Raw genomic sequence first — 26,101 nt, forward strand, 5'->3', positions numbered from 1 at the left:
CTGTGAATCCTAAATCGGTTATCGTTCGTTGTGAGGTTCCGGGAGGTGGAGATGGAGGCACGAACGCTCATGGCTGAACAACGACCGTTCATCCCACTGGAACGACCGCCCGCCTGCAGGCTCGTTGACAAAACCGCGCTGCTGGGCCATGATGGCGAACAAGACGCAATTGAAGGACGAACCGGTCCGGTCGCCGCCGCGGGCCGCGCCGGTCGCGCCCACGCCGGGCTCCGGTCACGGGGAGGAGGGGCGGCGCTGGCTCCCGTCAAGCCCCGCTGGGAGGTCGACGAGTTCGACGCACTCGAGGACGTGGACGCAGCCTTTCGGGCCATGCGCCGCCTCTTGCTGCGTTACGTCGCCCTGTTCGCGGGGGTGGTCCTCGGCATCCCCGTCCTCAGCATCCTCGCGCCCTGGTGGTACCGCATGCCGGTGCTCGGCGGAATGACAGCCAACTTCGCCGCCGTGGCCGTGGGGATCCACGTTGTCTATGTCGCGATGGGGCTCCTCTTCGAGCGGAGCGCAGACCGGCTGGAGCGGGCCATGCTGGGCCAGCGGCAGGCATGGCCGCCGGGGGGCGGGATCCAGGGGACCGGCCTGGGTACTGACTCCCTTGGGTCCCCAGGGTCGGACCCCGATCGGCAGGAGGATCAGGATGCCCTCTAGCGCCGGCGCGCTCGCGCTCACCGCCCTCCTCCTGGCCCTGACCCTGTTCATCTCCGCCTATGCCCGTCACTCCACCCGCACGAGCCTCGGCTTCTACCTGGCCGAGCGGCGGGTGGGCGTCCTCACCAACGCGGCCGCCATCTGCGGCGACTACTTCAGCTCGGCATCCTTCCTGGGGGTGGCGGGCGCCGTCTACCTCTCGGGGCTCGACGGCATCTGGTTCGGCGCCGGGTTCGGTGCGGGCTTCCTCCCCGTCTTGCTCCTCATCGCCGCGCCCATCCGCCGTTTCGGGGAGTACTCCATTCCCGACTTCCTTGGGGAGCGCTTCCAGAGCCGCTCCCTTCGGGGGCTGGCCGTGGTCGCCGTGCAGGCCATCGTCCTCCTCTACCTCGTCCCCCAGACCGTCGCGGTGGGGGTCACCTGGGAGCTCCTGATCGGCGTGGGGGCCGGCGGCCTTTCGCCCTACCAGACGGGCGTGCTCGCGGTCGTGGGGCTCATGATCGTCTACGTGGCCCTGGGAGGGATGAAGGGGACCACCTGGAACCAGGTGATCCACTTCGCGCTCTTCCTGGGGGTCGCCCTCTTCGTGGTGGCCGGCGCCTTCATGCACGGGTTCCGGTACGCCCGGGCCGTGGGCGAGATCTCCCACAAGCCCATGGTGGAGGCGCGGGCCTTTGACACCGCCTTCCTCCTCGACGACCCGCGCGGTCGGCTCGTCCTGGAGGAGGCACGTGCCGGGATGAGCCCGGAGGCGTACGGCGAGGCCGAGGCGACCCTGGCTGAGGCCGCCCGAAGGGGACGGCGCGACACCACCGTCTGGCTGCTGGTGCCCCAGCAGAACCGCCTGCACCCTGAGCCGCTTCGCTTCCGGGAGCCCGGGCAGCGTTACGGAGCCTGGGACCAGGTGGGGGTCGTCCTCTCGCTGATCCTGGGCACGGCAGGCCTTCCGCACGTGATCAACCGGTACTTCACCACCCCCACCGGGCGGATGGCCCGCACCAGCACCGCCTGGGTGCTGATCCTGGTGGCCTGCTTCTACGTGCTGATGACGCTGGCGGGCGTCGCGGCCCGCCAGCTCGTCCCGATGGCCGCGTCCAACGACCCGTGGGTCGGTGCCATCACGGTGGACGGTTTCCTCAAGAACCCCGATCAGGCCGTCCTCGCCCTGGGGCGGATCTTCGGGGGAGACCCCGGGCTGGCTCTGGTGACGGCCGGCACCTTCGCCGCCATCCTCTCCACGGTGGGCGGGCTCCTCATGGCCTCGGCGGCCTCGTGGGGCCACGACGTGTACGAGAAGCTCCTGGGGCGCTCCGTCACCGACGCGGGTAAGGTGAGGGTGGGTCGTGCGGCCGTTCTGGGGACGGGGTTGGTCGCGGTGCTCCTGGGCTCCGCTGTGCCGGCCACGGGCCTGCTCCGCCATTACCCTGCCATCATCGCCCTGATGGTCACCTGGGCGTTCTCGGTGGCCGGATCGGCCTTCTTCCCCACCTTCGTGGCCGCCATCTGGTGGCCGCGCGCCACGGCCCGGGGAGCCCTGGCCGGGATGGCCACGGGGCTGGCCACCTCCACCGTCTTCCTGGTGCTGGTGGTGCTCCGGGTGCTGAGCGGGCACCCTTCTCCCGGACTGTGGGGGCTTACCTACCCCACACTGGTGAGCGTGCCGGCCGCCTTCGGCGCGATCGTCGCCGTCTCCCTCCTGGACCGGCCGCCGGACCCCGCGGCGCTGGCCCACACGTGGCTCCGCCTGCACGGGACCGCCCGCGACCGCCTCCACGCGCGGCTGGCCGGCTCCGCCGAGGAAAGCTTCCGGCTGTAGGGACCGGCGGGTCTCGCGCCGAACCCTGGCCATGAGGCCCAAGCCCCTGGGAGCACGGTATCGGCGGCTCTCGTTGCCAAGCAATGGAGAAGGAGTGGAGTCGATGGAGCGATCGGCACGGCTCGAGGCCTTCCTCGAGCGGACACGACCCGTCATGGACCTGGGCCGGGCGGCGGCGGTTCTGGGATGGGACCAGAACACCTACATGCCACCCGGCGGCGCCGAGGCCCGCGCCGAGCAGACGGCCACCCTCACGGGTCTGGTGCATGAACGTCTCGTGAGCGACGAGACCGTGCACGCGCTGGAGGCCCTGGAGGAAGAGGTGAAGGGCGCATCCCCCGGGTCCTTCGCGGCCGGCGTGGCCCGGGTGGCCCGCCGGGAGATCGACCAGATGCGCAAGCTCCCGGGCAAGCTCGTCTCCGACCTGGCCCGCGCCTCGTCCCTGGCCCAGAACGCCTGGGTGGAAGCCCGCGCCCAGTCCCGCTTCGACCTCTTCCGGCCCCACCTGGAGCACATCCTGGACCTCACCCGCCAGGTGGCCGGTCACCTGGGCTACCAGGACCACCCCTACGACGCGCTTCTGGATCGCTTCGAGCCGGACATGACCAGCGCCCAGGTGGACCGCCTCTTCGACCAGCTCAAGGCCCGGCTGGTGCCGCTGGTGGAGGCGATCCGCCCCCGCCTCGACCGGGTGAGCGATGCGGTCCTGCGCCAATCCTTCCCCAGAGACGGCCAGTTCCAGCTGGGCAACGAGGCGTTGAGGGCCATGGGCTTCGACTTTCAGCGGGGCCGGCTCGACACCTCGGCCCACCCCTTCACCACGTCCTTCTCCCGGAACGACGTGCGCATCACCACCCGCGTGGACGAGCAGAACCTGGCCTACGCGCTTTACTCCACCATCCACGAGGGAGGGCACGCCCTGTACGAGCAGGGCATCCCTGAGGAGTTGGAGCGGACGCCGCTGGGCGACATCATCTCCCTGGGGCTGCACGAGTCCCAGTCGCGCCTTTGGGAGAACGTGGTGGGCCGCTCCCGGGAGTTCTGGCAGTTCGTGCTGCCGGCGGCCCAGCGGATCTTTCCCCAGCAACTGGGCGGCGCCTCGGTGGAGGAGCTCTACCGGGCGGTCAACCGGGTGGAACCCTCCTTCATTCGTACCGAGGCCGACGAGGTGACCTACAACCTCCACATCTTCGTGCGGTACGAGCTGGAGCGGGATCTGCTGGGCGGCACCCTCGACGTGGCCGGCCTGCCCGAGGCGTGGAACGCCAAGATGGAAGCCTACCTGGGCATCCGCCCGCCTGACGACGCGAAGGGCGTGCTCCAGGACATCCACTGGTCCCAGGGCTCCATCGGCTACTTCCCCACCTACACCCTGGGCACCGTCCTCGCGGCCCAGCTCTTCCGGCAGGCCGAGCAGGAAGAGCCGGGCCTGCGCGACTCCATCGCCCGGGGCGAGCTGGTGCGGCTGAAGGAGTGGCTCAACCGGCGGGTGCACGCCCACGGCGCACGCTACACCCTGCCCGAGATGACCCGGGAGATCACAGGGCGGGACCTGGAGGCGGCCCCGTACCTGGAGTACCTGGAGGGGAAATACCGGGAACTGTACGGGTTGTAGGCTGGGGCTCCGCACACGGAGAGTCCCTCAACTCGAGTCGTCTGAACGTACGGAAGGCCTCGCGCGGGGCCTTCCGTACGTCCAGAGGGGGACTCAGGGAAGCCTGCACCCTAGAGACGGAGCCAGCCGTGACCGCGCCGGTCTTCGGCGCGCGTGACGTCCATACCCTGCCAAGATCGATGGTCGGTCCCGGGAAAAGCGGGGGCCTGGAGGCGTTATGCATCCACGCCTTCCAGTTGACACGCGGACCTACCGGGTCGACCGACAGGCATGCTCGGCGAGTCAAGGTAGGCTTGACTGCGCGCGAGGGAGGTATGATTGCAGGAGGTAATGGTCCATACGCAATACCTGAGGGGGCGAACTCCGTGCCTCGGCTGTGGTCGCCGCAGGGAACGAGAGGCCGGTTCTCCGGCATGTCTCCTTGATCGAGGTCACCGGCCGTCCCCGTAGCGCGGCATGCACGCGCGGCGCCAACCCCGTCGCGCGCCGTTCAGGACCAGCGGTGGCTTACTCGGCGATAGCGGGTCAACCCTCAATAACCGAGCGCGGGCTGGGATCACCCCTTCAACCCCGAGAAGCTGATCCCCTCGATGAAGTACCGCTGGAAGATCACGAAGAGGATCACGATGGGCAGCGCCGAGACCACCGCGCCCGCCAGGATCGGCCCCCAGTCGAAGGCGACGCCGTAGGTGCGCCGGAAGCTGAGGAGCCCCACGGTGAGGGTGTACTTGTCCTGGGGCGCGGTGAGCACCACCATCGGCCAGAAGAAGTCGTTCCAGGCGCCCTGGAAGGTCATGATGGTGAGGGCCCCCAGGGCCGGCCGCGCCAGGGGCAGGATCACGCGGCTGAAGGTCTGCCAGGGCGTGGCCCCGTCGATGCGGGCCGACTCCTCCAGCTCCCGGGGCAGCGAGAGGAAGAACTGGCGCATGATGAAGACCGCACTGGCCCCCACCAACCCCGAGACGACCAGCCCGGTGAAGGTGTTGAGCAGGCTCCCCCCGCCCCACAGGCGGCTGAGCCCGAAGATGCCGTCCCGCAGCACCAGGTAGTTGGAGATGAAGATCACCTGGGGTGGCAGCATCATCGAGAAGAGCATGAAGACGAAGAGCGCCTGTTTTCCCGGGAAATCCATGCGCGCCAGGGTGTATCCGGCCAGGGAAGCGAAGGCCAGGGTGGCGAGTACCTTCAGGGCGGCCAGCAGGAACGAGTTGCCGATCCAGGTGAGGAACAGGTTCCGCCCGGTGCTGCGGGAGTAGTTCTCGCTGAAGACCCGGTGGTAATTGTAAAAGACGTAGGGGATGAGCCCCCCGGCGATGTTGTTCCAGCTGTGCACCTGCCCGCGGCGCTCCTCCCGGTTGGGCGGCAGGGTTGCCTCCAGCAGCCGGTAGCCCCGGGGGATCGTGACGTCCAGGGGAACCCGGTCGACGGCCACGTCCGCCGACGCGTTGTGCACCGTAAACCGGAAGGTGAGGGCCACGCCGTCCTCCTGCTCGACGCGGCGAACGACCTCGACCGGCGAGACCGCGGCCACCTCGGAGGCGAAGGGCCCGGTGCGCACGGCCCCGGCCCCGGCGCCCGGCACGCGCCGGGGCACCTGTACCCCAATGGGCGCCTCGGCCTGCCCGGGTGGCACCCGATAGGTGAGCTCCATGCGGAGCGTGCTGCCCGGCTCAAAGCTGCCGAACCAGCCGCTGCCACCGCCCTCCTTGCCCAGCCGGTACGCTCCCACCCAGTAGCGGGGCGAAAGCTGGGGCGGGTCGAGCCGCGGCGGCCACTCGGTGGGCTGATCCTTGAGGCTGGAGAGGGTGGCGAAGAGGAGCGGGCCCATGAACAGGATCGAAAGGACCAGCAGGGTGGTGTACACGAGGCCGGCCCGGGCCCACCGGCGCCGGGCGAGCCACGCAGGGTCCGGGTGGGCGAGGCCCTCCGCCGGGGTCGGTACCGCCACGGGATGAGGGGTCGTGTGGGCCACCAGCATCTCCTCCTTCCTCACTCGGCCCGTAGCACCAGGCGCTGCACCAGCACCACCACCAGGGTGAGCACGGCCAAGAAGACGGCCGCTGCCGCCGCAAGTCCCACCTGGGGCAGCGCACCCGGCGGGAAGACGCCGTGGTAGACGTAGTAGGCCAGGGTGACCGTGGCCTCGAGAGGCGCTTGGTCCCCCAGGATCGCCACCTGGTCGAACATCTGCAGGGTTCCGATGAGCCCCAGGGTGAGCACCAGGAAGACCACGGGCTGGAGGTGGGGCAGGGTGATCCGTCGGAAGACGGTCCAGCCCGTGGCCCCGTCCACCGCCGCCGCCTCGTAGAACTCGCGGGGAACATCCTGCAGCCCGGCCAGGAAGAGGAGCATGAAGGTCGGCGCGGTGGTCCAGGTGTTGAGGATCATGATGGCCTCCAAGGGCACGGGCGCGCCCCACCCCGCAGGCCAGCGCCCCCGGGTGTTCAGCCAGTTGATCTGGCGCTCGGCGACCGCTGCGGGCGCCGGCAGGTAGGTGGCCCACAGGGCCCAGGTGAGCGCGCCCCCCACCAGCAGCGAGACCACCAGCAAGGCCGGGTCCAGGGGCCGGGCGGGAAGGCCCCGCCAGCGCTCCCAGCTCACCTGGAGGCCTTGGAGCAGGGCCGCCAGCCCGGCGAAGGTGAGCACCGCGGGCCCGTACCGGCTCGCCAGGGTCACCAGGTAGTTGATGGCGCCGGTGCGTTGGAAGAGCCACATGAAGATGAGGGTGATCACCACGCTCGAGGTGATGCTGGGCATGTAGTAGAGCGACCGGAAGGCGGTGATCCCCCGGATCTTCTGGTTCAGGGCCACCGCCAGGGCGAGCGCGAGGAGGGTCTGGCCAACCGTGACCACCGCGGCGAAGATCACGGAGTTGCGCAGGGCGGTGAGGAAGAGCCGCTCGCGGAAGAGGTCCAGGTAGTTCTTCAGGCCCACCCAGTTCGGCGCGGCGAAGAGGTTGTAGTCGGTGAAGCTGAAGTAGACCGTGCGCACGAACGCGTAGGCGAAGAAGACGCCCAGGGTGACGAGGAAGGGTAGCAGGAAGAGGTAGCTCCACGCCGCCTCCTGGGCCAGCCGGGGGAGACGCATGCCGACGACCTCCCTTCTCCCGTGAAGCAACCGTGAGGCGGAACGCCGGCCGCCCCGGGGCCTGCCCGGCCCCGGGGCGACGCGGCGGCGGGCGTTACCGGCCCGTCAGGTCGTCCAGGCGGCTCTGGGCCTCCCGCAGCGCCTGCTCCGGACTGAGCTCGTTGTTCATCACCGCGCCGAGGGCGTCGTTGATGGGGTTCATCCAGTCCCCACCGTACTGGCGGAACTTGAAGGGGTGGACGTTCCCGTCGGACGCGCCCTCGAAGATCACCCGGTTCGCCTGGGCTTCGACCGCCTGCTGATGGAAGTAGGGGTTCTGGGCCAGGGAGGCCCGGCTCGGCAGGGCCAGGCCCCGCTCCAGCACCCACTGCTGGGCCTCGGGGCTGGTCAGCTCCTCCAGCACCCGGAAGGCCTCCTGCTTGTGCTCCGATGCCGCGTTCATCGACCAGGAGACCGTGTAGATCATGTTGCCCCGCTGACCGGTGCCGGGGGCCTTGGGCATGGGCGCCACGCCGTAGTGCAGGTTGGGCGCCTGGTCCCGCAGGAAGCCAAGCATCCACGCCCCCTCGAAGGCGACCGCGATCTGCTCGTTGGCGAAAGCGCTGCCCGACCAGTCCGCCCCGATGTCGGCCGGCTGCACCGCGAGCCCGTCCTTCACCAGGCCCGTGTACCAATCGAAGGCCTGGCGGAACCCGGGCTGGGAGAGGTCCGTGCGGCCGCTGGCGTCGAAGGGCCGGAAGCCGGCGGCGTAGGCGAAGGCGCCGAAGCGCTCGAACTTGGGGATGAGCGCGGTGCCCTCCACCCCCGTCGCCTCCGCCACCTGGCGGAGCTTGTCGGCCAAGGAGTTCCAGTCGTCGTTGACGTCGGGGTAGGGGACGCCCGCCTCGTCGAACAGGTCCTTGTTGTAGAAGGTGCCCAGGGTATTAAAGTCCTTGGGAATGCCGTAGACCTTCCCGCCGAGGGTGAAGCCCTCGATCAGGTTGGGCAGGATGTCGGAGGCCTTGAGGCGATCCGATGCGTTCAGGTAGGCGTTCAGCGGCTCCACCTGCCCGGCCCGGAAGAGGGCCTCGCTCCAGAAGATGTCGACGTAGAAGAGATCCGGCGCGGTTCCGGCCGAGAGGGCGTTGAAGAGATAGGCGTCGAAGGCCTCGGCCACGGGCTCGTAGACGACCTTGATGCCTTCCCCTTCCACGGCGGGCTGGACGAAGCGGCTCACCAGCTCCTCGACGATGGCGATGTCGGTGCCGCCCCAGCCCGAGACCCGCACCTCCACGGGTCCCTGCGCGCCGGCCAAGGCCGGGGCGAGGGCGACCAGCAGGGCCGCGGCCGCGAGGGCGGCCGCCATGCGACCCATCCAGCGACTCCGAGCGTGCTTCACGTTGTTGCACCTCCCCGACGGATCTGTACCGTGCTTCACCGTGCTTCCTCACGCGGCCGGCGGCCCGCACGAGGCCCGCCGTTCGAGCCACCACGGCACCGGCACCCATGCCCGGCTCCGGCCGTGGTCCAGGGCCTCCAGGAGGGCGCGGGCCGCCGACCGCCCGAGCTCGTACCGCTCCTGGTGTACCGTGGTGAGGGGGGGATCCATGCGGCTGGCCTGATCGATGTCGTCGAAGCCGACGATGGAGAGGTCCCGGGGAATGGCGAGCCCCGCCTCCCGCGCCGCGCGATAGCCGCCCAGCGCCATCAGGTCCGACGCGTACAGGATCGCGGTGGGCCGGTCGGCCCGGCGGAGGAGGGCCCGGGTGGCCGCATACCCCCCACCCTCGGTGAAGTCCGAGGCGACCGTCCATTCGTCCGGCCCCGTCAGACCGGCATCCGCCAGACCCTCCCGGAAGCCGGCCAGGCGCTCCAGGCTCACCGCCGCCTGCAGGTGCCCGTTCACGAACGCGATGCGCCGGTGGCCCAGGGAGGCCACGTACGCGACCGCCTCGCGCTGCGCCCGCCGGTTGTCGACACCCACCATGGTGGAGCGGGGCCCCTCCAGCGGCACGTCGATGGTGATCACGGGCAGCTCGGATCGGGCCAGCTCGCGCAGGGCGGGGTCGTTGAGGCGAAGCCCCATGAAGGCTGCCCCCTCCACCTGCCACTGGCGGCAAAGGCTCAGGTACGACGCGGGCTCGCCGGTGGCGTGGGGGTTCCCCGGCGTGCTGAAGAGCACGCAGTGGTACCCGCGTGTGGTGAGGGTGTCCAGCAGGCCGCTGATCACCTGCGCGGCGAACGGATGCGAGAAGCCGCGGGTATCTCGGTCCAGGAAGAAGAGCCCGACGGTACCGGTCCGGCGGCTCACCAGGCCCCGGGCCAGCGAGTTCGGCTGGTAGTCGAGCGCGCGCGCTGCTTCCCACACCCGGGCCCGGGTGGTCTCGGAGACGTCGGGCTTGCCGTTGAGGGCCTTGGAGACCGCGGCCGTGGAGACGCCGGCCCGCTCTGCGATGTCCTTGATGGTGGCCCGCCGCATGCTGGACCCTCCCCCGCTCAACCCATGGGACAGGCCTCGAAAACGTTTAAGCTTACTATGGTCTTCCAGGCACGGGGAAGATTCCCTCCTGCGGAGCTGCAGATCTTCGCGGAGCGCGGGCCGGCGGCCGCCGGTCGCGGGGAAGGCCCCCTCCCGCTAGGCCTGGACGGGGAAGCCACCTAGCCTACGGTTCCTGGTCCCCCACGGCTGGGAGACCCATAGACTGGGCCGGGAAGGAGGGTGAGAAGCGTGCCGGAGATTCCATGGAACTGGGTCCAGGAGAAGTTGGGCCAGGTCCAGGTACCCGCCTGCCCCAACGGCGTCCTGTACACCGTGCGCAGCGGCGATACCCTCTTCGGCCTGGCGCGGCGCTTCGGCGTGAGCCTGGACGACTTGATCGCCGCCAACCCCCAACTGCCGGATCCCTCGCGCCTCCGCATCGGCCAGCGGATCTGCATCCCCAGCGGCATGCCCTCGACGGGCGTCTGCTGCGTCCCCATGCAGCGCACGTCCGCGGTGGATGCCGAGGCGGGCGGGGTGGTGTGGATCCGCCGCCGGGGCGCCACCGGCTTCACCGTCCTGGTCTCAGCCGTGGGCCTTCCAGCGCCGTCGGTTCTGGGTGAGACCTTCCAGACCTACGTCTTCCGCATGGACGGCGTCGGCTCCGAGATGAGGCTGGTGGAGACGGTGGGTGGGCGGCAGGTGCGCACGGGTGTGTTCACCACCGACGAGATCTCGCTGCGGGGAACCGAGGACGTGGTGGTGCGGGTCGCCGGTACCACCGACGGCCAGGTGCTGGGCCCGGTGGTGCTGGAAGCCTCGGTGGGTGACTGCCTGCGGCGTCTCATGAGCGTTTGAGGCGGGCGTCCCGGGGTGGTCGGGAGGATCGGCCGGGCTCCCCTCGGTCATGACAGGCCGGGGAGCGCGGCCTTTCCGTCCAGGAGGGTGCGGAGGATGGGCGTCGCCCCATCCAGACCCTGGGCACCGGCGAGAACCAGGATCTCGCCGGGCCGGACCGTTTCCACCGCCGCCTGCACCGCCTGGCGGAGCTCCATGTGGTACGCCGCGGGTACGCCGGCCCGCACCAGTTCCTCCCGAAACGCCTGCCACTCCTCGGGGCGGACCGTGTCCTTGGGGTGGACCGCCTCCGCGGAGGCGGTCACCACCACGGCCCGAACGGGAAGCCGCTCGGCCCACCGGGCGATGGCACGGGCGTTCGCCCGGTTCACCGCCTCGCCCCGGCTTCCCCGCACGGCCGTGAGGAGCACCACGCCCTGGCGGGGCACCGCGCTCAACGAGCGGAAGAGCGCTTCGAAACTGGCCGGGTGGCCCGTGGTGTCGTCCAGGACCTGGAAGGCGCCGCGGTAGACGGGCTCCATGCGCCTTCGGACGGGCGTGGCCGAGGAGAGCCCGGCGACGATGGCCTCCACCTCCACCCCCAGGGCCAGGGCGATGGCCGTCGCGGCCGCCGCGTTCTGCCGGTTCTGTTCGCCCCACAGGGCCCAGGGAGCCTCGAAGCGCACGGGGGGCCGTTCCCCTTCCAGAGTAGGCAGGGGCCCAGGCACGTCGAAGGCGAGCCGCCCCTGGGTGCTGGCGTCCAGGTAGAGGCCGGGGGGTACAACATCGTTGGGGCGGTGCCGCTCCCGGGAACCGGAAGCCGGCTCATGCCCCATCGGCTGGGCATGCACGGCCGCCACCCGGTAGGGCGCCCGTGTGAGCCGCGGCTTGAGGCGCCGGACGACCTCCGGGTCCTGGGCGTTGAAGAGGAAGACGCCTCCCGCCCGGATCTGGTCCAGGATGCGGAGTTTGACGGCTGCGTAGTGGTCGAAGCTCGGATGGATGTCCGCGTGCTCTCCCGGCACCAGGTTGAGCAGGCAGGCCAGGGAGAAGGAGACGTCGGACACCCGGTGCTGAAGCTGGGCGTGGGAGGTGACCTCCATCACCACCACTCGGACCCCTGCCGTCGCCATCTCGGCCAGGGTGTGCTGGAGGGTGAGCGCGTCGGGGGTGGTGAGGAGCGAGCCCCGGCCCTGCCCCCGGAATCGGATCCCTAGCGATCCCACCACGCCCGGCTCGTAGGCCGGGCCGGCCTTGGCTAGGATGGCGGCCACCAGTTCGGTGACGCTGGTCTTCCCGAGAGTGCCCGTGACGCCCACCACGGTCAAACGCTGGGCCGGGTGGCCGTAGAACGAGGCAGCGATGCGGGAGAGGGCCAGACGGGCATCGTCCACCCGGCCCACGGGGATCCGGATGGGAGGTAAGCTCTCGGGCGCGTCGGTCACGACCGCGACCGCCCCGGCTCGCTCGGCCTGGGCGGCGAACCGGTTCCCGTCGGTAGCGTGCCCCCGGACGGCCACGAAGAGGTCGCCGGGCTGCACCCGGCGCGAGTCGTGGGCGATCCCGGTCACCGCCAGGTCCGCGGCAGGGACCTGAAACCGATCCGGGCATGCCTGCCATGGAACACCGGCCAGGAGATCGTCCCAACGCTTCAAGGATCTTCTCCCCCCACTGCGAACCCAGGTCGGTGTCCCAAGGGACGCGCCTGTTCCCTAGGGAATTGGGTCCTACCCGGTCCATATCCTCCCCGGTTCCGCTGGAAAAGAGAGGCCGGGTCCTTCACGGCGGTTTCACCGCGGCCTGGCCCCACGTCTTCGGCTTCGGCAAGCGGACCCGTTCCCTCAAGCCGGATCCGGCCCAGTCCGATTCCTAAGGAGAGGGATCGGGTTCCCACCCTCCTGCACCCACCCCCTGGTGGGCCACCGGCCCCGGCCGGCCTGGCACCCCGCCAGGACGCCGGAAGAAGGAGCGTTCAGTTCCATGCGGGTCCTTGTCGTCGACGACACGGCTTTCATGCGCATGACCCTGCGCCGCGCCCTGGAGCGGTTCGGGCACGAAGTGGTGGGCGAGGCGGCCGATGGCGAGGAGGCCGTTCAGCTCTACAACGAGCTCCGGCCGGACCTGGTCACCATGGACATCACCATGCCCAAGATGGACGGCATCACCGCGATTCGCCAGATCCGGTCCGTCGAGCCCAAAGCCCGTATCATCGTCTGCAGCGCCATGGGCCAGAAGCCCATGGTGGTGGAAGCGCTGGAGGCGGGCGCGCAGGACTTCCTGGTGAAGCCCTTCGATGCGGACCGGATCCGCGACGCCCTGGAGCGCATGAACGGGTCCTAGTCCACGGCGGCAGCTGTCGCCCCCAGGCAGGTGAGGGATCGTTGGACGCGACACGGCTCGACGCGCTCCGGGAGCTGGCCACCATCGGTGCCGGGAATGCGGCACGGGCGCTGTCCGAGCTCTATGGGGACCGCCTCGTGAACGTGAGCATTCCAGCCGTCCGGGTGGTGCCCCTGGCCCGGGTGGCCGAGGAGGTCGGTGGCGACCGGCCCGTCTCGGCGGTGGTGATGCCCGTGGGCGGCCGGGGCGGCTGGATCTGCCTCATCTTCGCCGACGACGGCCTGGAGCGGCTCTGCCGGCCGTTGGTCCCCGGGGGTGAGCCCGAGCTCCTCCGCTCGGGTGCGGTGGAGGTGGGCAACATCACCCTCACCGCCTATCTGGACGCGCTCGCCACCCTCACGGACCGCCCCCTCCGCCCGGGCCCGCCCGAGCCCGTGGAGGATTCGGCCGCTTCCCTCATGACCAGCCTCCTGGCCGCATCGCAGAGCGTGGGCGACGTCATCCTCATGTCCACCCAGTTCGAGCTCGACGGCAGCCGCCTGGAAGGGCAGCTGGTCTACCTGCCGGTGCGCCGGGACCTGGAGGCGCTGCTGGAGCGCCTGGGGATGGGCGCGTGAGACCGCTTGACGTCCGGGAGGCGGTGCCGACGCCTCAGGACGGCGCGGGCCCACGCACCGTGGGGCTGGGAGAGCTGGTCGCGGCTTCGGCCCCAACCCGGCTGGTCACCTACGGCCTGGGTTCCTGCGTGGGGCTTTGCCTGTACGATCCCTTCGGGAAGGTGGGGGGCCTGGCCCACGTCTTCCTGCCATGGGGCGATCGGGACCGCGAGGGTCAACCCGCTCTCTACGCCAACCTGGCGGTGGAGCGGCTGGTGGCCGCGGTGGCGGCCCTGGGCGGCGACCTCAGGCGTCTGGAAGCCAAGATGGCGGGGGGCGCGCGCCTTTTCGCCCACTCGGACACGCTCAACGTGGGCGAGCGGAACGTGGAGGCGGTTCGCACCGAGCTCCGGCGCTTGGACCTGCGCCTGGTGGGGGAGGACGTGGGCGGGACCCGGGGGCGTAGCCTCCTCTTTGACCTGGCGGACGGCCGCACGCGCGTCACGTCGGGCGGGCGGGACGTCCGGTGGATCTGAGCCCCCTGGTGGTCATCGGCGCTTCCACCGGGGGACCGGCGGCTGTGGAGAGCCTTCTGAGGCTCATCCCCATGCCGGCGCCGGGGGCGTTCATCGTGGTCCAGCACATGCCGCCCAACTTCACCGGAGCCCTGGCGGCCCGTCTGGATCGGGTGAGCGCGCTGGCCGTACGGGAGGCGCGCCCGGGCGATCGGCCGGAACCGGGGCAGGCCCTGGTGGCGCCGGGCGGCTTCCACCTGGTGCTGGACGGTCACGGGCGGGTCCGGCTCTCCCAGGATCCTCCGGTGAACTTCGTCCGGCCCGCACTGGACGTGACCCTGCTGTCGGCCGCCCCGCGCTGGGGGAGCCGCCTGGTCGCGGTGGTGCTGACCGGCATGGGCCGCGACGGCACCGCCGGAAGCCTGGAGGTGAAGCGGCATGGGGGCATGGTGCTGGTGCAGGACCCCGCCGAAGCGCTCATCGCCTCCATGCCCGAGCACGTGTTGGCCTCCGGTGCGGCGGACCGCGTCCTCACCGTCCCGGAGATCGCCCGGGTCCTGGCCGAGAGGGTATGACGCGCGGTCGCCGTCAGGCCCGGCCGCGGATCATCTGGCGGAGGGTCCGGGGCAGGAAGAGGCCGCCGACGGCGAGCTGGAAGTAGTAGGTGAGGAGCCGCCAGAGGAGCACGAAGCCGCCCAGGCGGTCCGCAGCAAGGTAGGGCTTGAACAGGTAGGCGATGCCCACCTCGGCCCCGCCCGCCGCTCCCGGCGTCGGGATGGCGTTCTGGGCCAGGTGGTAGGTGAGGTGCGCGAAGATCGCGTCCAGCCAGAGCGGCGCACCGGGACCGTCCTTCACCACCAGACCCAGGGCGGCCAGGATCAGGGGGCTCACGCTGAGAAAGGCCACCCAGTAGACCAGGTTGAGGAGGAAGTTGTAGACGAGCGGCGCGCGCCCGCGGCGCCGCAGCTTGCGCACGGCCCGGGTGTGGAGCGCCGCCAGCCCCGCCGAGGCGTGCACCAGACGTGTGAGGCGCGGGCGGCGGCCCTCGCGCCGGAGCCGGAGGGCGACCCGGTAGAGCCACCCGGCCAGCGGCCTGGGTGCCAGCAGGCTCACGATGGAGATAGCCATGCCCAGCACCACCCAGACCGCCACCCCAACCAGCAGCACCCCACCCGTCCGACCGGCCGCGTAGGAAAGGAGCAGGATCCAGGCTAGAACCCCCAGGAAGGCCACGGTGAGCACGTTGATCACCGTGTCGAAGACGTTGGCCGCCAGGGCCGTGCCCCACCCCACGCCGCGCCGGCCCAGCGCGTAGACGAAGAAGGGGAACCCCCCGCTCGCGGTGGGCGTGACCCCGCTGACGAACAGGCTCGAGACGAAGTCGGTGAGAAGGGCCAGGAAGGGCGGCGCTTCATCCAGGGTGCGCACCAGGAGCCAGACGCGCAGGCTCCGCACGACCCAACTGAAGACCAAGGCAAGGGCAGCTACCGCCAGCCAGCCGGGGCGCAGCTTGCCCAAGAGCTCTTGCGGCAAGAGCCCCGTCCACCGTACCACCAGCACGAGGCTGACCCCTGTGAGCAGGAGGGTGACAAGGAGCTGGCGCAGGAGGCGCCGCGGGTTTCCCGCTTCCCCGGGGACGTCGGAGGATGCCGCGCTTCCCGGGGCCCCGCCGCTTGGCCGTTCGTCCGCCCGTTCCATCCTGATCCTCCCTACTCCAGCGCCTCGGGCGCCGCACGCCCGTCCGATCCTATGGTACGTCCCCCGCTGGGACGCTGCAAGTCGGATTCGGTGGAAGACCCGTGGCTCCTCTCTGCCCGCTCCACCAGCCACGCCACCGCCTCGTCCAGCACCTCCTGAAGCTTTCCCGCGAGGCCGTGCCCCTCGCCCGGGATCGGCCGCCACGTGACGTCGGCCCTCGCGGCGTCCACGTAGGGGCGCACCACCTCCGGCGGGCCCATGGGATCCAGCTCCCCCTGGAGGAGAAGCACGGGGGCTGCACCCACCAGCACGTCGGGGCGCCAGCGCCAGGATCCGTCGCGCCCATGGAAGGGAAAACCGAAGGCGATGATGCCGGCCACGTCCCGCCGGTGCGCCGCTTCCACGGCTGCCGCGGCGCCGATGGACTTGCCCGCCAGGAAGACGCTCTCGGCGGGCACCCCGTAGGCGCGGCTCAGGTGGTCCAGGGTGGCTTCCACCTGGAGCGTCTCCTCCTTCGCCCACGCCGAAGGAGGGCTACCGGCGAGCCGGAAGGCGAAGGCGAAGCGCACTGCCGTGATGCCCCTCTGGGCCAGCCGCTGGCAAAGGTGCCGGCTGAGGGGGTGCGCCATGTCGTGGTTCGCGCCGTGGGCGACCACGGCCAGCGGCCAGGTCGCCCGCTCGCCGGGAGCTGCAGCAAGCCAGCCCTGGGCGGGGTGAAGGATGGCCGGCAGTCGACCGGCCGGGGATCCTATCTCCGTCTCCAGGGTCTCACCCCCGATCGTCGCCCTCAGCTCCTCGAGCAGCGCCGCCCGGAGACCGCCCCGCTCGTACCCCCGGGCCAGCTCCGCCTGGGCCCTGGTGCGCGCGGCCGGTGCCGACGGGTCCGCCTGCGCGGCCCGAACCGTGCGCAGGAGCCGGTTGGCCGCGGCCGGGCGCTCCACGAAGCGCCCCACCTCGTTTCCCTGGGCATCCATCGCCACCACCAGCGGAATGCGCCCCTTGCCTCCCGTCTGGTGGCGGCCGGCCAGGTCCGGGTCGGCATCCCGTTCGAAGAAGACCAGCGGGACGGCCGCCTCGGCCGCGACCCGCGCCAGCACGGGCACCACCTGAGCGCAGTCGCCGCACCACCCTTCCACCACGGCATAGAGCCGCCCGCCGTCCGCGCCGAAGCGCCGGAACGCCTCCACGGTGTCCGGGTCCGGCTCGACCTGGCGGTAGATGCGGGCCATCCGCTGCCGGCTGGAGCCGGCTCGGGCCAGGAAGGCCGCGAAGGAAAGACCGCGGCCGTACTCCTCCGCGGAGAGCGGCGCCTTCAGCCCCGGGGTAGGGCCCCGCTCCGGTGCCTGCTCAGCCAACGGCATACAGCTCCCTTCCGCTCGGGGTACCTGCCCGCGGCAGGTCCGCCCGTGGTCTTGCACGGTGCTGTTCGACGGAGGCCATCGGACCCCCTGGCCTCGTGCGCGGCCGCCCCGGATGCGGCCCTCCCCGGAGGGGGCCCGCTCCCCCTTTGACGGGATGGCCCGGGCCCCTTATCATGAAGGCGGTGTCTACCCGCACGGGTATCTTCGAAATCACGGAGAGGACGGATGGTGCGATGGACGTCCAGGTGAAGCACGCCGGCGGCATGACCTTCCTCGGACGCGGGGGGAGCAACCACTGGGTGGTCATGGACAGCTCGGCCCAGGTCGGGGGCGACGAGGCGGGAACCCGCCCGATGGAGCTGCTGCTCATCGCGGTGGCAGGCTGCACGGGGATGGACGTGGTCTCCATCCTGCGCAAGAAGCGGGTCGCGGTGGACGGCTTCGAGATCCAGGTCCACGCCGATCGGGCCGAGGAGTACCCCAAGCCCTTCACGCGGATCGAGCTGGAGTACGTCTTCTACGGTCGCGACCTGCCCCTCCAGCACCTGGAGCGAGCAGTGCAGCTCTCCCAGGAGAAGTACTGCGGTGCCTCCGCCACCGTGCGCGGCACGGCCGAGCTCAGCTACCGCATCACCGTCCGCGAGCCCGTTGAGCCTGGGGGCGCGGCCTAGCCGCGCCGATCAGCCCGCCTGGCCCGGGGAGTGCTCGTGATGGTGCTCGTGCGGGTGCTCGCGGGCATGGTGGCCCGGTTCCGCCAGCAGGTCGGGCGAGAGCTGGGCCACGGCCCGGGCGGCCAGCGCGTCGCCTTGCTGCTGCAAGCTCTCCGCCGTGACGCCGGGATCCACGACGATGAACCGAACGGACTGGTGCACCGCCTCCCGGTGCGAGTGGGGGCAGAAGCCCTCGGGCGGTGTGCAGACGGCTTCCACGCTCTCGGCCAGCATGGCCCGCAGGGTGGCGAGGCGACGGGCGGAGGTGGCGGTATAGCCAGGATTCTCGATGATCCTGGGCGCACCGTCCGAGCTCTCCCACACGTGGATCACGGGACCTTCAGGAAGCCGGGCGATGGTTCCGTCCTGATGGACCACGGCTGCCAGACGCATCGGATCGGCTCTCCCCGCGCCGATGGCTGGGGTGAGAGCCTCCCTCCTTCACTCGAGCGGATACCCCTACGCCCAACAGCATAGCGGCGTCCGGGCGGTGGGTCAAGAGAACGCGACGCGTGCCGGGGGCGGAGCGAACCTCGAGCCCCACGACCCTGCGAATCTCCCCGCCGGGAGCCGCGGGACCTCTTGACAGGGCCGCGGCCGTTCCCTATCATGATCTCGACGATCTAACTCTACCCCGTATCCGTATTCGAGGAGGACACGAGCAGATTGGCTCGAGTGACGGTCTACTCCACCCCGACCTGCCCCTGGTGCAACGCCGCCAAGCGTTACCTGCGCCAGCGGGGTGTGCCCTTCCGGGACGTGGACGTCTCCCGCGACCGCAGGGAGGCCGAGCGCATGATGCACAGGTCGGGGCAGACGGGCGTGCCCGTGGTGGAGATCGACGGCAAGGTGATCGTGGGCTTCGACCGGGCCCGTATCGACCGGGCCCTCGACCTCAGGTAGCGCCCTTGGGGAAGATCACCCACACGAACGAACCGGCGTCGCCGCCCTCGAGGGCGGCCGGGCCGGAGAGGAGGAAGCGTTCCATGGAGATCCAACCGCTCGAGGACCGCGTCTTGATCCGCCTGGTGAAGCCGGAGGAGAAGTCGCCCGGCGGCATCTTCCTGCCCGACGTGGCCCAGGAGAAGTCGGCGCAGGCCGAGGTGATCGCCATTGGCACCAGCGACGAGGAGTGGCCCTTCAAGGCGGGGGACCGGGTGCTGGTCGACAAGTACTCCGGTACGGAGATCCGCCTGAACGGCGAGACCTACACGATCCTCCAACGCCAGGACGTCTTGGCCCGCATCAAGGCATGAGGTGACCGCGTCCCCCGCCGCGTAGCAGGAGTTGACCCGCTCAGAGGGAAGTTGCCTCTCTGGACTCCTGGGATCGGGTCAGAGGGGGAGAGCGGTGGCCGCGGGGGAGACGCGGGACGGCGAGCGCCCGGCCGGCGCGAAGGTGCAGCCGGCCGGCGACAGCCAACAGGCCCTGCTCGCGGTGCGGGGGCTCGTCAAAGACTTCGGACGGCACCGGGTCCTACGCGGGTTGAGCTTCCACGTGCAGGCCGGCGAGATCGTGGCGCTCCTGGGGCCCAACGGGGCCGGGAAGACCACCACCCTCAAGACGGTCGCCGGCCTCCTGCGGCTGACGGCGGGCCAAGTCCTCATCGAGGGCAGGCCGCACACCGACGCCGAGGCCCGCCGGGGGCTCGCCCTGGTGCCCGAGGTTCCTTCGGTCTACGAGCTCCTCACGGCCTGGGAACACCTGGAGTTCATCGCGCTGGCCTTCCGCCTCTCGGGCTGGCAGGCGGCCTCCGAGGCCCTCCTGCGCCGTTACCACCTGTGGGAGAAACGGGACGCGCTGGGCGCCACCCTTTCCAAGGGGCAGCGGCAGAAGCTCCTCATCTGTGCCGCGCTGCTCCACAGGCCTCGGGTCTTCCTCTTCGACGAACCCCTGGTGGGGCTGGACCCCGCGGCGCAGCGGGACCTGAAGACCTCGCTGCGCGCGATGCGGGACGAGGGTGCGGCCATCCTGGTGAGCACCCACATGCTCGAGACGGTGGAGCGCCTCTGCGACCGGGCCATCGTCATGAACCGCGGCGAGCTGCTGGCCGAGGGTACCCTGGATCAACTGCGCGAGCGCTTCCACCTGCCCACCCACGCCCCCCTGGAGGAGGTCTTCCTGGAGGCGACGGGCGAGGGGAACGCGACCCCATGACCCCTTCCCCCTTCGGGGCGGCACCCGGCCCCGCGCGCGACCTGCGCGCGCTCGCGGTGCTGGAGCTGCGCCGGGAGCGGAACCGCCTGGTGCGCCTCCTTCACCGCCCCGCTTGGCTTCTCTTCTACGCGGCCGTCGCCCTTGGGGTGGCGGCGGTCTTCCTCCGTGGGCCTGGGGGGGATGGGCAGCCACCCGTTCCAGGCGATGGGGGCTTCGTGTCCGGCGGCCTCGCCGCGCTCTGGATCTTGCTCTCGGTGGGGCAGCGGCTCTGGGCCGCCGCCCAACGCTCGCCCTTCACCCTGAGCTCGGCCGACGCCTCGCTCCTGCTACCCAGCCCCATCTCCAGCCGGCACCTGTTGATCTTCCAGCTCGCCCGGACGGCGATCCAGCGGCTGGTCACCCAGCTCCCCTTTCTGGTCCTGTGGGTCGTCCTCCTGGAGAGCGCCGGTCATTCCCTGGGGCGAGCCGGAGTGGGCTGGTTCTACGCCTTCATCATCCTCATGGGCCTTTGGGGCGACGGGACGCACGCCGTGGTCTGGCTGGCCCTGGAGCACCAGCCGCAACCTCGGGCCGCCCGGGCGCGCCGGGCGTTGAAGGGGTTCCTCGCCGCAGGTGCCGCTACGGGGGTGGGGTGGCTGCTCGCCCCCGTGGTCACCGCCCTGCTCTCCGGGGCGCCCGCGGGTGCCGGTGGGGTCATGAGCCTCTTGCTCGAACGGGCGCACGGGCTGGCGACGGTGCCGCCCGTGAGCTGGGCCGCCGCCTTCCTCGGGGCGGCCCTTGGGCAGGGGAACGGGGTCTGGGCCGCCACCGTCGCGGGTGCCGGCGTCCTGGTCGGGCTGTGGGCCGTCGCCGCCGCCCTGGCGGACGATTACTACGAGCCCCTGGTCCTCCAGGGGGAGCAGGATGCCCGCATCCACCAGGCGGCCAGCACGTGGAACGTCGACACCCAGAGCGTGGCGGTGGAACACCTGGGTTTACCAGGACGGCTCCGGCAGGTGCGGGCCCTTCCCCCCATGGGGCAGGGCGCGTGGGCGCTCTTCTGGCAACAGGCGAACCGGTGGCTGCGGCTGGAGCTGGCGTCGTGGTGGATGAGCCTCTTGGGCCTGGCGGTGCTGGGGGGCGTCCTGGGGGCCCTGGTGCGTGCGGGCACGGCCTCGCTCTGGCTCTGGGTGGTCCCGCCGGCGCTGGCCCTCTTCAGCGCGCCCTGGGGCTACCTGAGCGAGGAGCTTCGGCGGCCGTACCTCTACCTCATTCCTGATGCCGCCTGGAAGCGCCTGGTCGCGGCCTCCCTGGTCTCGTCGCTGGACCTCTTTCTCTCGTACGGCGTCATGCTGGGGGTGGCCGTGGGCATTGCAGGGGCGGGCGCGGCGTCGCTGGCGGGGGGGTTGCTGGTGCTCCTGGCGGTCGCCTGGCTCACCCAGGGCTCCCTGGCCCTGGCCAGCGTGGGGGTACCCCCCTGGCTGGGGCGCGCCACCCGCATGGTCATTCAGTCAGTGCTGGTCCTGGTGGGGCTCATCCCCGGCGTCGCCGCGGCCTGGGTCGCGCTTGCACTGGGGGCGGCGAGCGCGGCCGCCGCCGGGGTGGGTTTCCTGACGACCTCAGCCGTGGGCGCAGGACTCTTCGCGGCTGCCGCCGCCCTCTTCCATCGGGCCGAGCTGGGTGAGTAGCGGGGCGGCATCCCTGCCCGGCGGCCGAAGGAACGGCTGAGCGGGGCGAAAGAAGGGGCGGGGATCAACCCCCGTCCCCCTCCTCGGTGTAGGTGAAGTCGATGGCCTTCTCCTGCTGCACCAGCCCGAAGCGAACCTCGGGGGGCTCGCTGCCCGGCGCCACCTCGAGGGCGTGTTCCATGGGGGTGGTGGCCTCGGCCCGCTCGGGGAGCCACTCGGGATCCAGCTTCACCTGGTAGCGGCCCGGGGCCACGTCCTCGAAACGGAAGGTGCCGTCAGGATCGGTGAAGGCCTCCCTCGACGGCCCGTCCCCGGCCAGAACCACGCGCATCCCGGCAAGGCCGGGCTCCTCCGGGCCCCGGGCCCCGTCGCTGTCCCGGTCCTGGAAGACCGCGCCCTCCAGGGTCACGGCCCGCACCAGGGGCACGAGGAGCTCGCTTTCGTCGCCTGCCGCCACGGGGAGCAGCTGCGGCAGCGACGTCGCCACCGTCCAGCCTGAGGGCAGGTTGGCGATGCGGAAGGGATAGCTCCCGGGCTCGGTGGAGGGGAAGCGGAAGGCCCCGTCTTCTCCGGTCAGGGCCTGCTCGCGCCCCAGCTCCAGCAGCAGCCCCGGGAAGCCCTCTTCACCCTGGTCGGGGCGGCCGTTTCCGTCGGCGTCCTTGAAGGCGCGCCCCACCACCCGGCCCCGGACCTTCACCCACGGCACGGGAAGGCCGAAACGGGTCGAGAGCTGCAGCCCAACCCATTGCTCCGCGTCGTCGCCGAAGAGCGTGCGCCCCCACTGGTCTGTGAGGCCGTGCGCCCCGGCTTCGGCCTCCTGGGCCAGGATGAGGCCCAGGCTCAGGTCGCCCGCCACCCGCCAGCCCAGGTCCAGGCGAAGGGTGTCGCGGCTGGCGCGCCCCTCTCGCTCGGCCCGTCCGCCCTCCACGGAGGCGAAGAGCCGGTCGGACCAGAGGGTGGTGCCCGCCCCGAGCTTCAGGGCTTCCAGGGGGTCCACCTGGTCCAGCGCCTGGTCGCGCTGGTACCTGCTCCAGACGCCGGACCGGTTCGAGCCCAGCCGGAGCTGGAGCTCGTAGCGCCGCTCGGGCAGATCCACCGCCTCACCGGGGCGCAGGGCCCCCGAGGCGCGCGCCCCCAGCCGGTAGCTCAGGAAGCCTTCCTGGCTGAGGCTCACGGCCACGCCGCCCTCGGGATCGCCGAAGACGCCGCTGGGGCCGCTCCGCTCCACATCCACGCCGAGCCCCAGGGTCGGCAGCGGCCCCAGTCGCCAGGAGGAGCCCAGCTCCACCCGCTGGACGTCCCGGGGATCGGCCGCCGGGGCGCCCTCCTCGCCGGGTACCATCTCGCCGCCGGCGCCGACGTGGTAGGCCTCGGCGGCCCCCGTGAGGGTGAGGACCCTCCCCAGGCGCAGGCGGCTTTCCACCCCGTAGCCCTCGGTCCCCGGGTCTCCCAGGCGCGGGCGCTCTGGATCGTCGGAGGGCGGCAGCCCCAGGTACGCGGCGCCGACCCGCTCGTAACGGGTGCTGAGCTGGAAGGGTCGGAGGTCCAGGGTGGCCCGGAGCCGCTCCGCCTCTCGCTGGGGCGCCCGGCCGGGCTCCCAGTCGAACGCGTCGCCCGGGTCGGTGGCAGGCTGGACGGCCGCCGGCGCAGGGGGCACCCCGGGCCAGGGGATGGGTCCTGCCCCGGCTCCGGAACCGGCCCAACCCACCTCCAGCCCCACCCACCGCCATGGGCGGAGCTCCAGGGTGTAGCCTCCTGCGGCCCGGTCGCCTCGCACCGTGGTGAAGTAGCTGGGAGAGAGGTTGAACCGATCGGACCCGATGCGCAACCGGGAGCCCACCCAGGTCTCCTCACCCGAGATGCCGCTGGCCAGGGAGAGACCCAGGAGGCTGCCCTCGTAGCCCAGGGAGGCTCCCGTGAGCGACGGGCGGACCAGGCTGTTCTCGGGGGCGGCCAGGTCACCGAACCGCACCTGCCACGGGCCCTGGCCGAGCTGCCCCGTCCCGCGCCCCCCCTGGCCCGGCCGAGAGAGGTCGCTTTCAGAGTACAGCAGGCTCAGGTGCGAGTCCCCGGGCAGCGAGCCCCCCGAGACCAGGGCGCCCGAGCTGGTGACCCGCTCGCCCGACGCTCCCACTCCCACCCGGAGGACCGTGGGAATCTCCAGGTGGAGAGGCCGGTCCCCCTGGGAGCCGGAGGGAGGGGGTAGCACCGTGGCCGAGACCCGTTCGTGGGCCGAGAGGCCGGCACGGGTCCGGGCCGCGACCGTCAGCACCACGGTCCCGGGCAGGGCATCGCCCGGAACGGGCACGCGCAACCGCACCGGCAAGGTCTCACCCGGCCCCACCTGCCGTTGGGCGGGCTCCACCTGGACCGGGTACGACCGGTCCGCCCGGGCGGTCACCTGCACCTCCTCGGGCGTATTGCCCAGGTTGACCACGTTGACGGTGAACCGTGCATCGTTGCCCGGAAGCACCCTGCGGGGTTCCACGGGCACCTGCAGGTGGATCTCGCGCCGCGAGGCCACCCGGAGCTCCACCGCGGCCGAACCGCCTGCGCCCTGGGGATCCGGAGATCCCGGGTCGCTCGGCTCGCCCCCGGTGAGGTGCACCTCCACCCGGTAGGTGCCTGCCGCGGTCGCGGCAGGTACCTGCACCGTCAGGAAGAGGGCCTGGGACGCCCCGGCGGCCAGGGTCATGCTGGGCTCCTGGCCGTCGCCCAAGAGCGACCAGCCCTCGGGCAAGACAGCCTCCCAGACCGCCTCGGACGCAGCCTGGGAAGCGTTCTCCACGTTGAAGACCAGGGTGACGAAGGCGCCTGGCTCCACGTCCTGGGCCGGGGGCGCGCTCACTCGGAGGCCGGTGGCCGCAGGTTCAGCGGCTTCCTGTGCCCCAGACCCGGCCGCGGTCACGGCCAGGCCGGCGACCAGAAGGACCAAGGCCAGCACGGGCCGCAGGACCATGCTAGCGCACCTCCAGGCGCGTCTGGCCGCCCACCCGGGTGGCGCCGCCATAGTCCAGCACCGCCAGCACCAGGTAGGTCCCGGGCTCCAGCTTGCGAGCCGGATCGGAGACGGTCAAGAGCCGCTGGTCGCCCGGGAGGACCGGAAAGGCCTCCACGTCGTAGCGCGCCACCGTCTCGCCCGACGCCCCCCGGATCTCCACCCATCCCTGGGGCGTCAGGGGGAGGTCGCCCTCGTTCGTGAAGCGGACCGCGGCCGTGAAGGAGCCGGATCCGTCGGCTTCGAGGCCCGTGATCTTCCCCCGGCCCTCTCCGCTGCCCGGCACCTGCTCGTAGAACTTCACGCCCACCCGCGACGCCACCCGGATCTGGGTACCGCCCCCGGGGACGGGACGCGGCTCGCCCTGGACGAAGACCACGGTCCAGTAGCTGCCCGACGCGCCCTCCGGGACGGCGAACGAGTACCGAACCGTGCGGCTCTCACCGGGACCGAGGGTGAACTCGGTCGGGGTGAGCCGGATCCATCCCGAGGCCGAACGCTCCATGCTTCCGGGCTCGAGGAACTGATGCTGCCCCTGCTCGTCCCGCCGCCAGTCCTGGACGTAGATCCGGATGCGCTCCGCGGAGTCCCGCTGGTTGGTGACCACGAGGGTCCCAGCCTCGGTTTCGCCGGCTGGAACCTCCAGGTGGACCTCCAGCTGATCCACTCGAATCGCGGCCGCTCCCGGAGCCACCCAGGCGACCAGGACCGCCAGGAGGAGCGGGAGCGTTCGTCGCACCCTGCTGCCCAGCTTCTTCACAGCCGACTCCCTCCTGCGTCTAGCCTGAGAGATCGTCCTGCCGTGCTCCCGGCGCGCTGGAGCGCTGGGACGGAGCGGGCGGGGCCGTGCGGCCCCGCCCGTCCTCAGCGCTCCGCTCACGCCGCCCGGCTCAACGGGTGGTGGTGGTGTAGAGCAGCGTGGCGCTGTAGTTGCCCATCGGGTCCGTGTCCTTCACGTCGACCATGTAGTCGACGGGAACGGTCGTCGACCCCGACGGCCCCTCGAAGACCACCGCTGGTTCCTCGCCGGCGCCGGGGATGGATGCGTACTGAGCATCCGAGCCGTTCACCCGGAAGAGGAAGTCGGAGACCGGCTTGTTGGGATCGTCAGCCGGCCCGTCGTAGGCGATGGTGTCCGAGGTGGCCTGCACGGTCATGACCCACTCGGCGTTGCTCTGGACCGAGAGGCGGTTCGCTTCGAGCAGCTCCAGGTCCTGAGAGCCGTCGGACTGCCCCAGCTGCACCACCGGGCTGTCCACGTCCAGGAGGATCCAGCGGGTGATGGACCACTGGGTGTTGACCTCCTTGCTGTCCGTGGCCTCCGTGGGCGGTGCCGGCTCCTGGTCAGTCTCCTCTGTTTCCTGAGCCAGGGCGACGGAGCCCGAGAGACCGAACTCGGCCTGAACGACCAGCGACAGGGCGACGAGCCCCACGGTCAGCACCGGGATCAGCGCGGTGCCGAGCAGGCGACGAAGGGTGCGCGACATCCAAGTCCACCTCCTGCGTTGATCTCTTTCCGGCGCCTTGGCGCCGGTGGCGGCCGCCAGCACCCAGTGTAGGACACGAAGGGATCCGAGAGCCAT

24 protein-coding genes are annotated in these 26,101 nt (G+C 71.2%); 13 read left to right on the plus strand and 11 right to left on the minus strand.

The features are described 5' to 3' along the window. The first annotated feature begins 69 nt into the window (after positions 1-69). The 3 genes from LIP_RS18730 (at position 70) to LIP_RS00370 (ending at position 4,094) form a co-directional block, all read left to right on the plus strand. Positions 70-663 (plus strand): hypothetical protein, encoded by a 594-nt coding sequence (locus tag LIP_RS18730; protein ID WP_158509502.1) that lies wholly within the window; start codon positions 70-72, stop codon positions 661-663. Continuing rightward, positions 653-2,479: a solute symporter family protein gene (locus LIP_RS00365; protein ID WP_068132821.1), complete on the plus strand. Its 1,827-nt coding sequence runs from the start codon at positions 653-655 to the stop codon at positions 2,477-2,479. Before LIP_RS18730 ends, LIP_RS00365 begins: the two co-directional genes overlap by 11 nt. Positions 2,480-2,582: 103 nt before the next feature. Continuing rightward, positions 2,583-4,094: a carboxypeptidase M32 gene (locus tag LIP_RS00370; RefSeq protein ID WP_068132822.1), complete on the plus strand. Its 1,512-nt coding sequence runs from the start codon at positions 2,583-2,585 to the stop codon at positions 4,092-4,094. Between the two features lie 556 nt (positions 4,095-4,650). Here the strand turns inward: LIP_RS00370 and LIP_RS00375 are convergent. The 4 genes from LIP_RS00375 to LIP_RS00390 all read right to left on the minus strand — a co-directional run bounded on the left by LIP_RS00375 (position 4,651) and on the right by LIP_RS00390 (position 9,639). Then, complete coding sequence (locus LIP_RS00375) at positions 4,651-6,066, minus strand: carbohydrate ABC transporter permease (RefSeq protein ID WP_198409614.1); 1,416 nt, start codon at positions 6,064-6,066, stop codon at positions 4,651-4,653. 17 nt (positions 6,067-6,083) lie between these two features. After that, positions 6,084-7,181, minus strand: coding sequence for a carbohydrate ABC transporter permease (locus tag LIP_RS00380; protein ID WP_068132825.1), 1,098 nt, complete (start codon positions 7,179-7,181; stop codon positions 6,084-6,086). A gap of 94 nt (positions 7,182-7,275) precedes the next feature. Continuing rightward, the gene (locus LIP_RS00385) at positions 7,276-8,559 is read right to left on the minus strand and encodes an ABC transporter substrate-binding protein (RefSeq protein ID WP_198409615.1); all 1,284 of its coding nucleotides are present in this window, start codon (positions 8,557-8,559) and stop codon (positions 7,276-7,278) included. Positions 8,560-8,607: 48 nt separating this feature from the next. Next, a complete protein-coding gene (locus tag LIP_RS00390; protein WP_068132829.1) occupies positions 8,608-9,639 on the minus strand; it encodes a LacI family DNA-binding transcriptional regulator in 1,032 nt (343 codons plus the stop codon). 249 nt (positions 9,640-9,888) lie between these two features. Here LIP_RS00390 and LIP_RS00395 point away from each other — a divergent pair, with 249 nt between their 5' ends. Further along, positions 9,889-10,497, plus strand: a complete 609-nt coding sequence (locus LIP_RS00395) for a LysM peptidoglycan-binding domain-containing protein (RefSeq protein ID WP_068132832.1) — start codon at positions 9,889-9,891, stop codon at positions 10,495-10,497. Between the two features lie 47 nt (positions 10,498-10,544). On the opposite strand, the gene LIP_RS00400 is transcribed toward LIP_RS00395, so the two are convergent. Then, complete coding sequence (locus LIP_RS00400; protein ID WP_068132834.1) at positions 10,545-12,131, minus strand: Mur ligase family protein; 1,587 nt, start codon at positions 12,129-12,131, stop codon at positions 10,545-10,547. Between the two features lie 325 nt (positions 12,132-12,456). On the opposite strand from LIP_RS00400, the gene LIP_RS00405 reads away from it, so the two are divergent. Genes LIP_RS00405 through LIP_RS00420 form a run of 4 tightly spaced genes read left to right on the plus strand, consistent with a single transcriptional unit; the run spans position 12,457 to position 14,502 of the window. Continuing rightward, positions 12,457-12,816: a response regulator gene (locus LIP_RS00405; RefSeq protein WP_068132835.1), complete on the plus strand. Its 360-nt coding sequence runs from the start codon at positions 12,457-12,459 to the stop codon at positions 12,814-12,816. A 41-nt stretch (positions 12,817-12,857) separates the two neighbouring features. Then, positions 12,858-13,433 (plus strand): chemotaxis protein CheC, encoded by a 576-nt coding sequence (locus tag LIP_RS00410; protein WP_068132838.1) that lies wholly within the window; start codon positions 12,858-12,860, stop codon positions 13,431-13,433. Next, a complete protein-coding gene (locus LIP_RS00415; RefSeq protein ID WP_198409616.1) occupies positions 13,430-13,948 on the plus strand; it encodes a chemotaxis protein CheD in 519 nt (172 codons plus the stop codon). The genes LIP_RS00410 and LIP_RS00415 overlap by 4 nt, the downstream gene beginning before the upstream one ends. Further along, positions 13,939-14,502, plus strand: a complete 564-nt coding sequence (locus tag LIP_RS00420; RefSeq protein ID WP_068132843.1) for a chemotaxis protein CheB — start codon at positions 13,939-13,941, stop codon at positions 14,500-14,502. Before LIP_RS00415 ends, LIP_RS00420 begins: the two co-directional genes overlap by 10 nt. A gap of 13 nt (positions 14,503-14,515) precedes the next feature. Here the strand turns inward: LIP_RS00420 and LIP_RS00425 are convergent, their stop codons facing one another. Continuing rightward, entirely contained in the window at positions 14,516-15,625 is a 1,110-nt protein-coding gene (locus LIP_RS00425; protein WP_068132846.1) for a lysylphosphatidylglycerol synthase transmembrane domain-containing protein, read from the minus strand. A gap of 11 nt (positions 15,626-15,636) precedes the next feature. Next, positions 15,637-16,986 carry an alpha/beta family hydrolase gene (locus LIP_RS00430; protein ID WP_068132851.1) on the minus strand — a complete coding sequence of 450 codons (1,350 nt, stop codon included), beginning with the start codon at positions 16,984-16,986 and terminating at the stop codon, positions 15,637-15,639. Positions 16,987-17,219: 233 nt separating this feature from the next. On the opposite strand from LIP_RS00430, the gene LIP_RS00435 reads away from it, so the two are divergent. Next, positions 17,220-17,657 (plus strand): OsmC family protein, encoded by a 438-nt coding sequence (locus LIP_RS00435; RefSeq protein ID WP_068132856.1) that lies wholly within the window; start codon positions 17,220-17,222, stop codon positions 17,655-17,657. A gap of 9 nt (positions 17,658-17,666) precedes the next feature. Here LIP_RS00435 and LIP_RS00440 read toward each other — a convergent pair whose 3' ends face one another. Next, complete coding sequence (locus LIP_RS00440) at positions 17,667-18,089, minus strand: hypothetical protein (protein ID WP_068132858.1); 423 nt, start codon at positions 18,087-18,089, stop codon at positions 17,667-17,669. Positions 18,090-18,362: 273 nt separating this feature from the next. On the opposite strand from LIP_RS00440, the gene LIP_RS00445 reads away from it, so the two are divergent. The 4 genes from LIP_RS00445 (at position 18,363) to LIP_RS00460 (ending at position 21,520) form a co-directional block, all read left to right on the plus strand. Then, positions 18,363-18,599 (plus strand): glutaredoxin family protein, encoded by a 237-nt coding sequence (locus LIP_RS00445; protein ID WP_068132859.1) that lies wholly within the window; start codon positions 18,363-18,365, stop codon positions 18,597-18,599. Positions 18,600-18,682: 83 nt separating this feature from the next. Further along, positions 18,683-18,952 carry a co-chaperone GroES gene (locus LIP_RS00450; RefSeq protein WP_068132862.1) on the plus strand — a complete coding sequence of 90 codons (270 nt, stop codon included), beginning with the start codon at positions 18,683-18,685 and terminating at the stop codon, positions 18,950-18,952. A gap of 94 nt (positions 18,953-19,046) precedes the next feature. After that, positions 19,047-19,853 carry an ABC transporter ATP-binding protein gene (locus LIP_RS00455; protein WP_198409617.1) on the plus strand — a complete coding sequence of 269 codons (807 nt, stop codon included), beginning with the start codon at positions 19,047-19,049 and terminating at the stop codon, positions 19,851-19,853. Next, positions 19,850-21,520: a putative ABC exporter domain-containing protein gene (locus tag LIP_RS00460; RefSeq protein WP_068132864.1), complete on the plus strand. Its 1,671-nt coding sequence runs from the start codon at positions 19,850-19,852 to the stop codon at positions 21,518-21,520. The genes LIP_RS00455 and LIP_RS00460 overlap by 4 nt, the downstream gene beginning before the upstream one ends. Positions 21,521-21,584: 64 nt before the next feature. Here LIP_RS00460 and LIP_RS00465 read toward each other — a convergent pair whose 3' ends face one another. From LIP_RS00465 to LIP_RS00475, 3 genes are all read right to left on the minus strand, one after another. Beyond that, on the minus strand, positions 21,585-24,479 hold the full coding sequence (locus tag LIP_RS00465; protein WP_068132867.1) for an SdrD B-like domain-containing protein: 2,895 nt from the start codon (positions 24,477-24,479) through the stop codon (positions 21,585-21,587). A gap of 1 nt (position 24,480) precedes the next feature. Continuing rightward, a complete protein-coding gene (locus tag LIP_RS00470) occupies positions 24,481-25,278 on the minus strand; it encodes a fimbrial biogenesis chaperone (RefSeq protein WP_068132871.1) in 798 nt (265 codons plus the stop codon). Between the two features lie 130 nt (positions 25,279-25,408). Continuing rightward, complete coding sequence (locus LIP_RS00475; protein WP_068132874.1) at positions 25,409-26,005, minus strand: hypothetical protein; 597 nt, start codon at positions 26,003-26,005, stop codon at positions 25,409-25,411. Between the last annotated feature and the right edge of the window lie 96 nt (positions 26,006-26,101).

This window comes from Limnochorda pilosa (assembly GCF_001544015.1).
GTDB lineage: Bacteria > Bacillota > Limnochordia > Limnochordales > Limnochordaceae > Limnochorda > Limnochorda pilosa.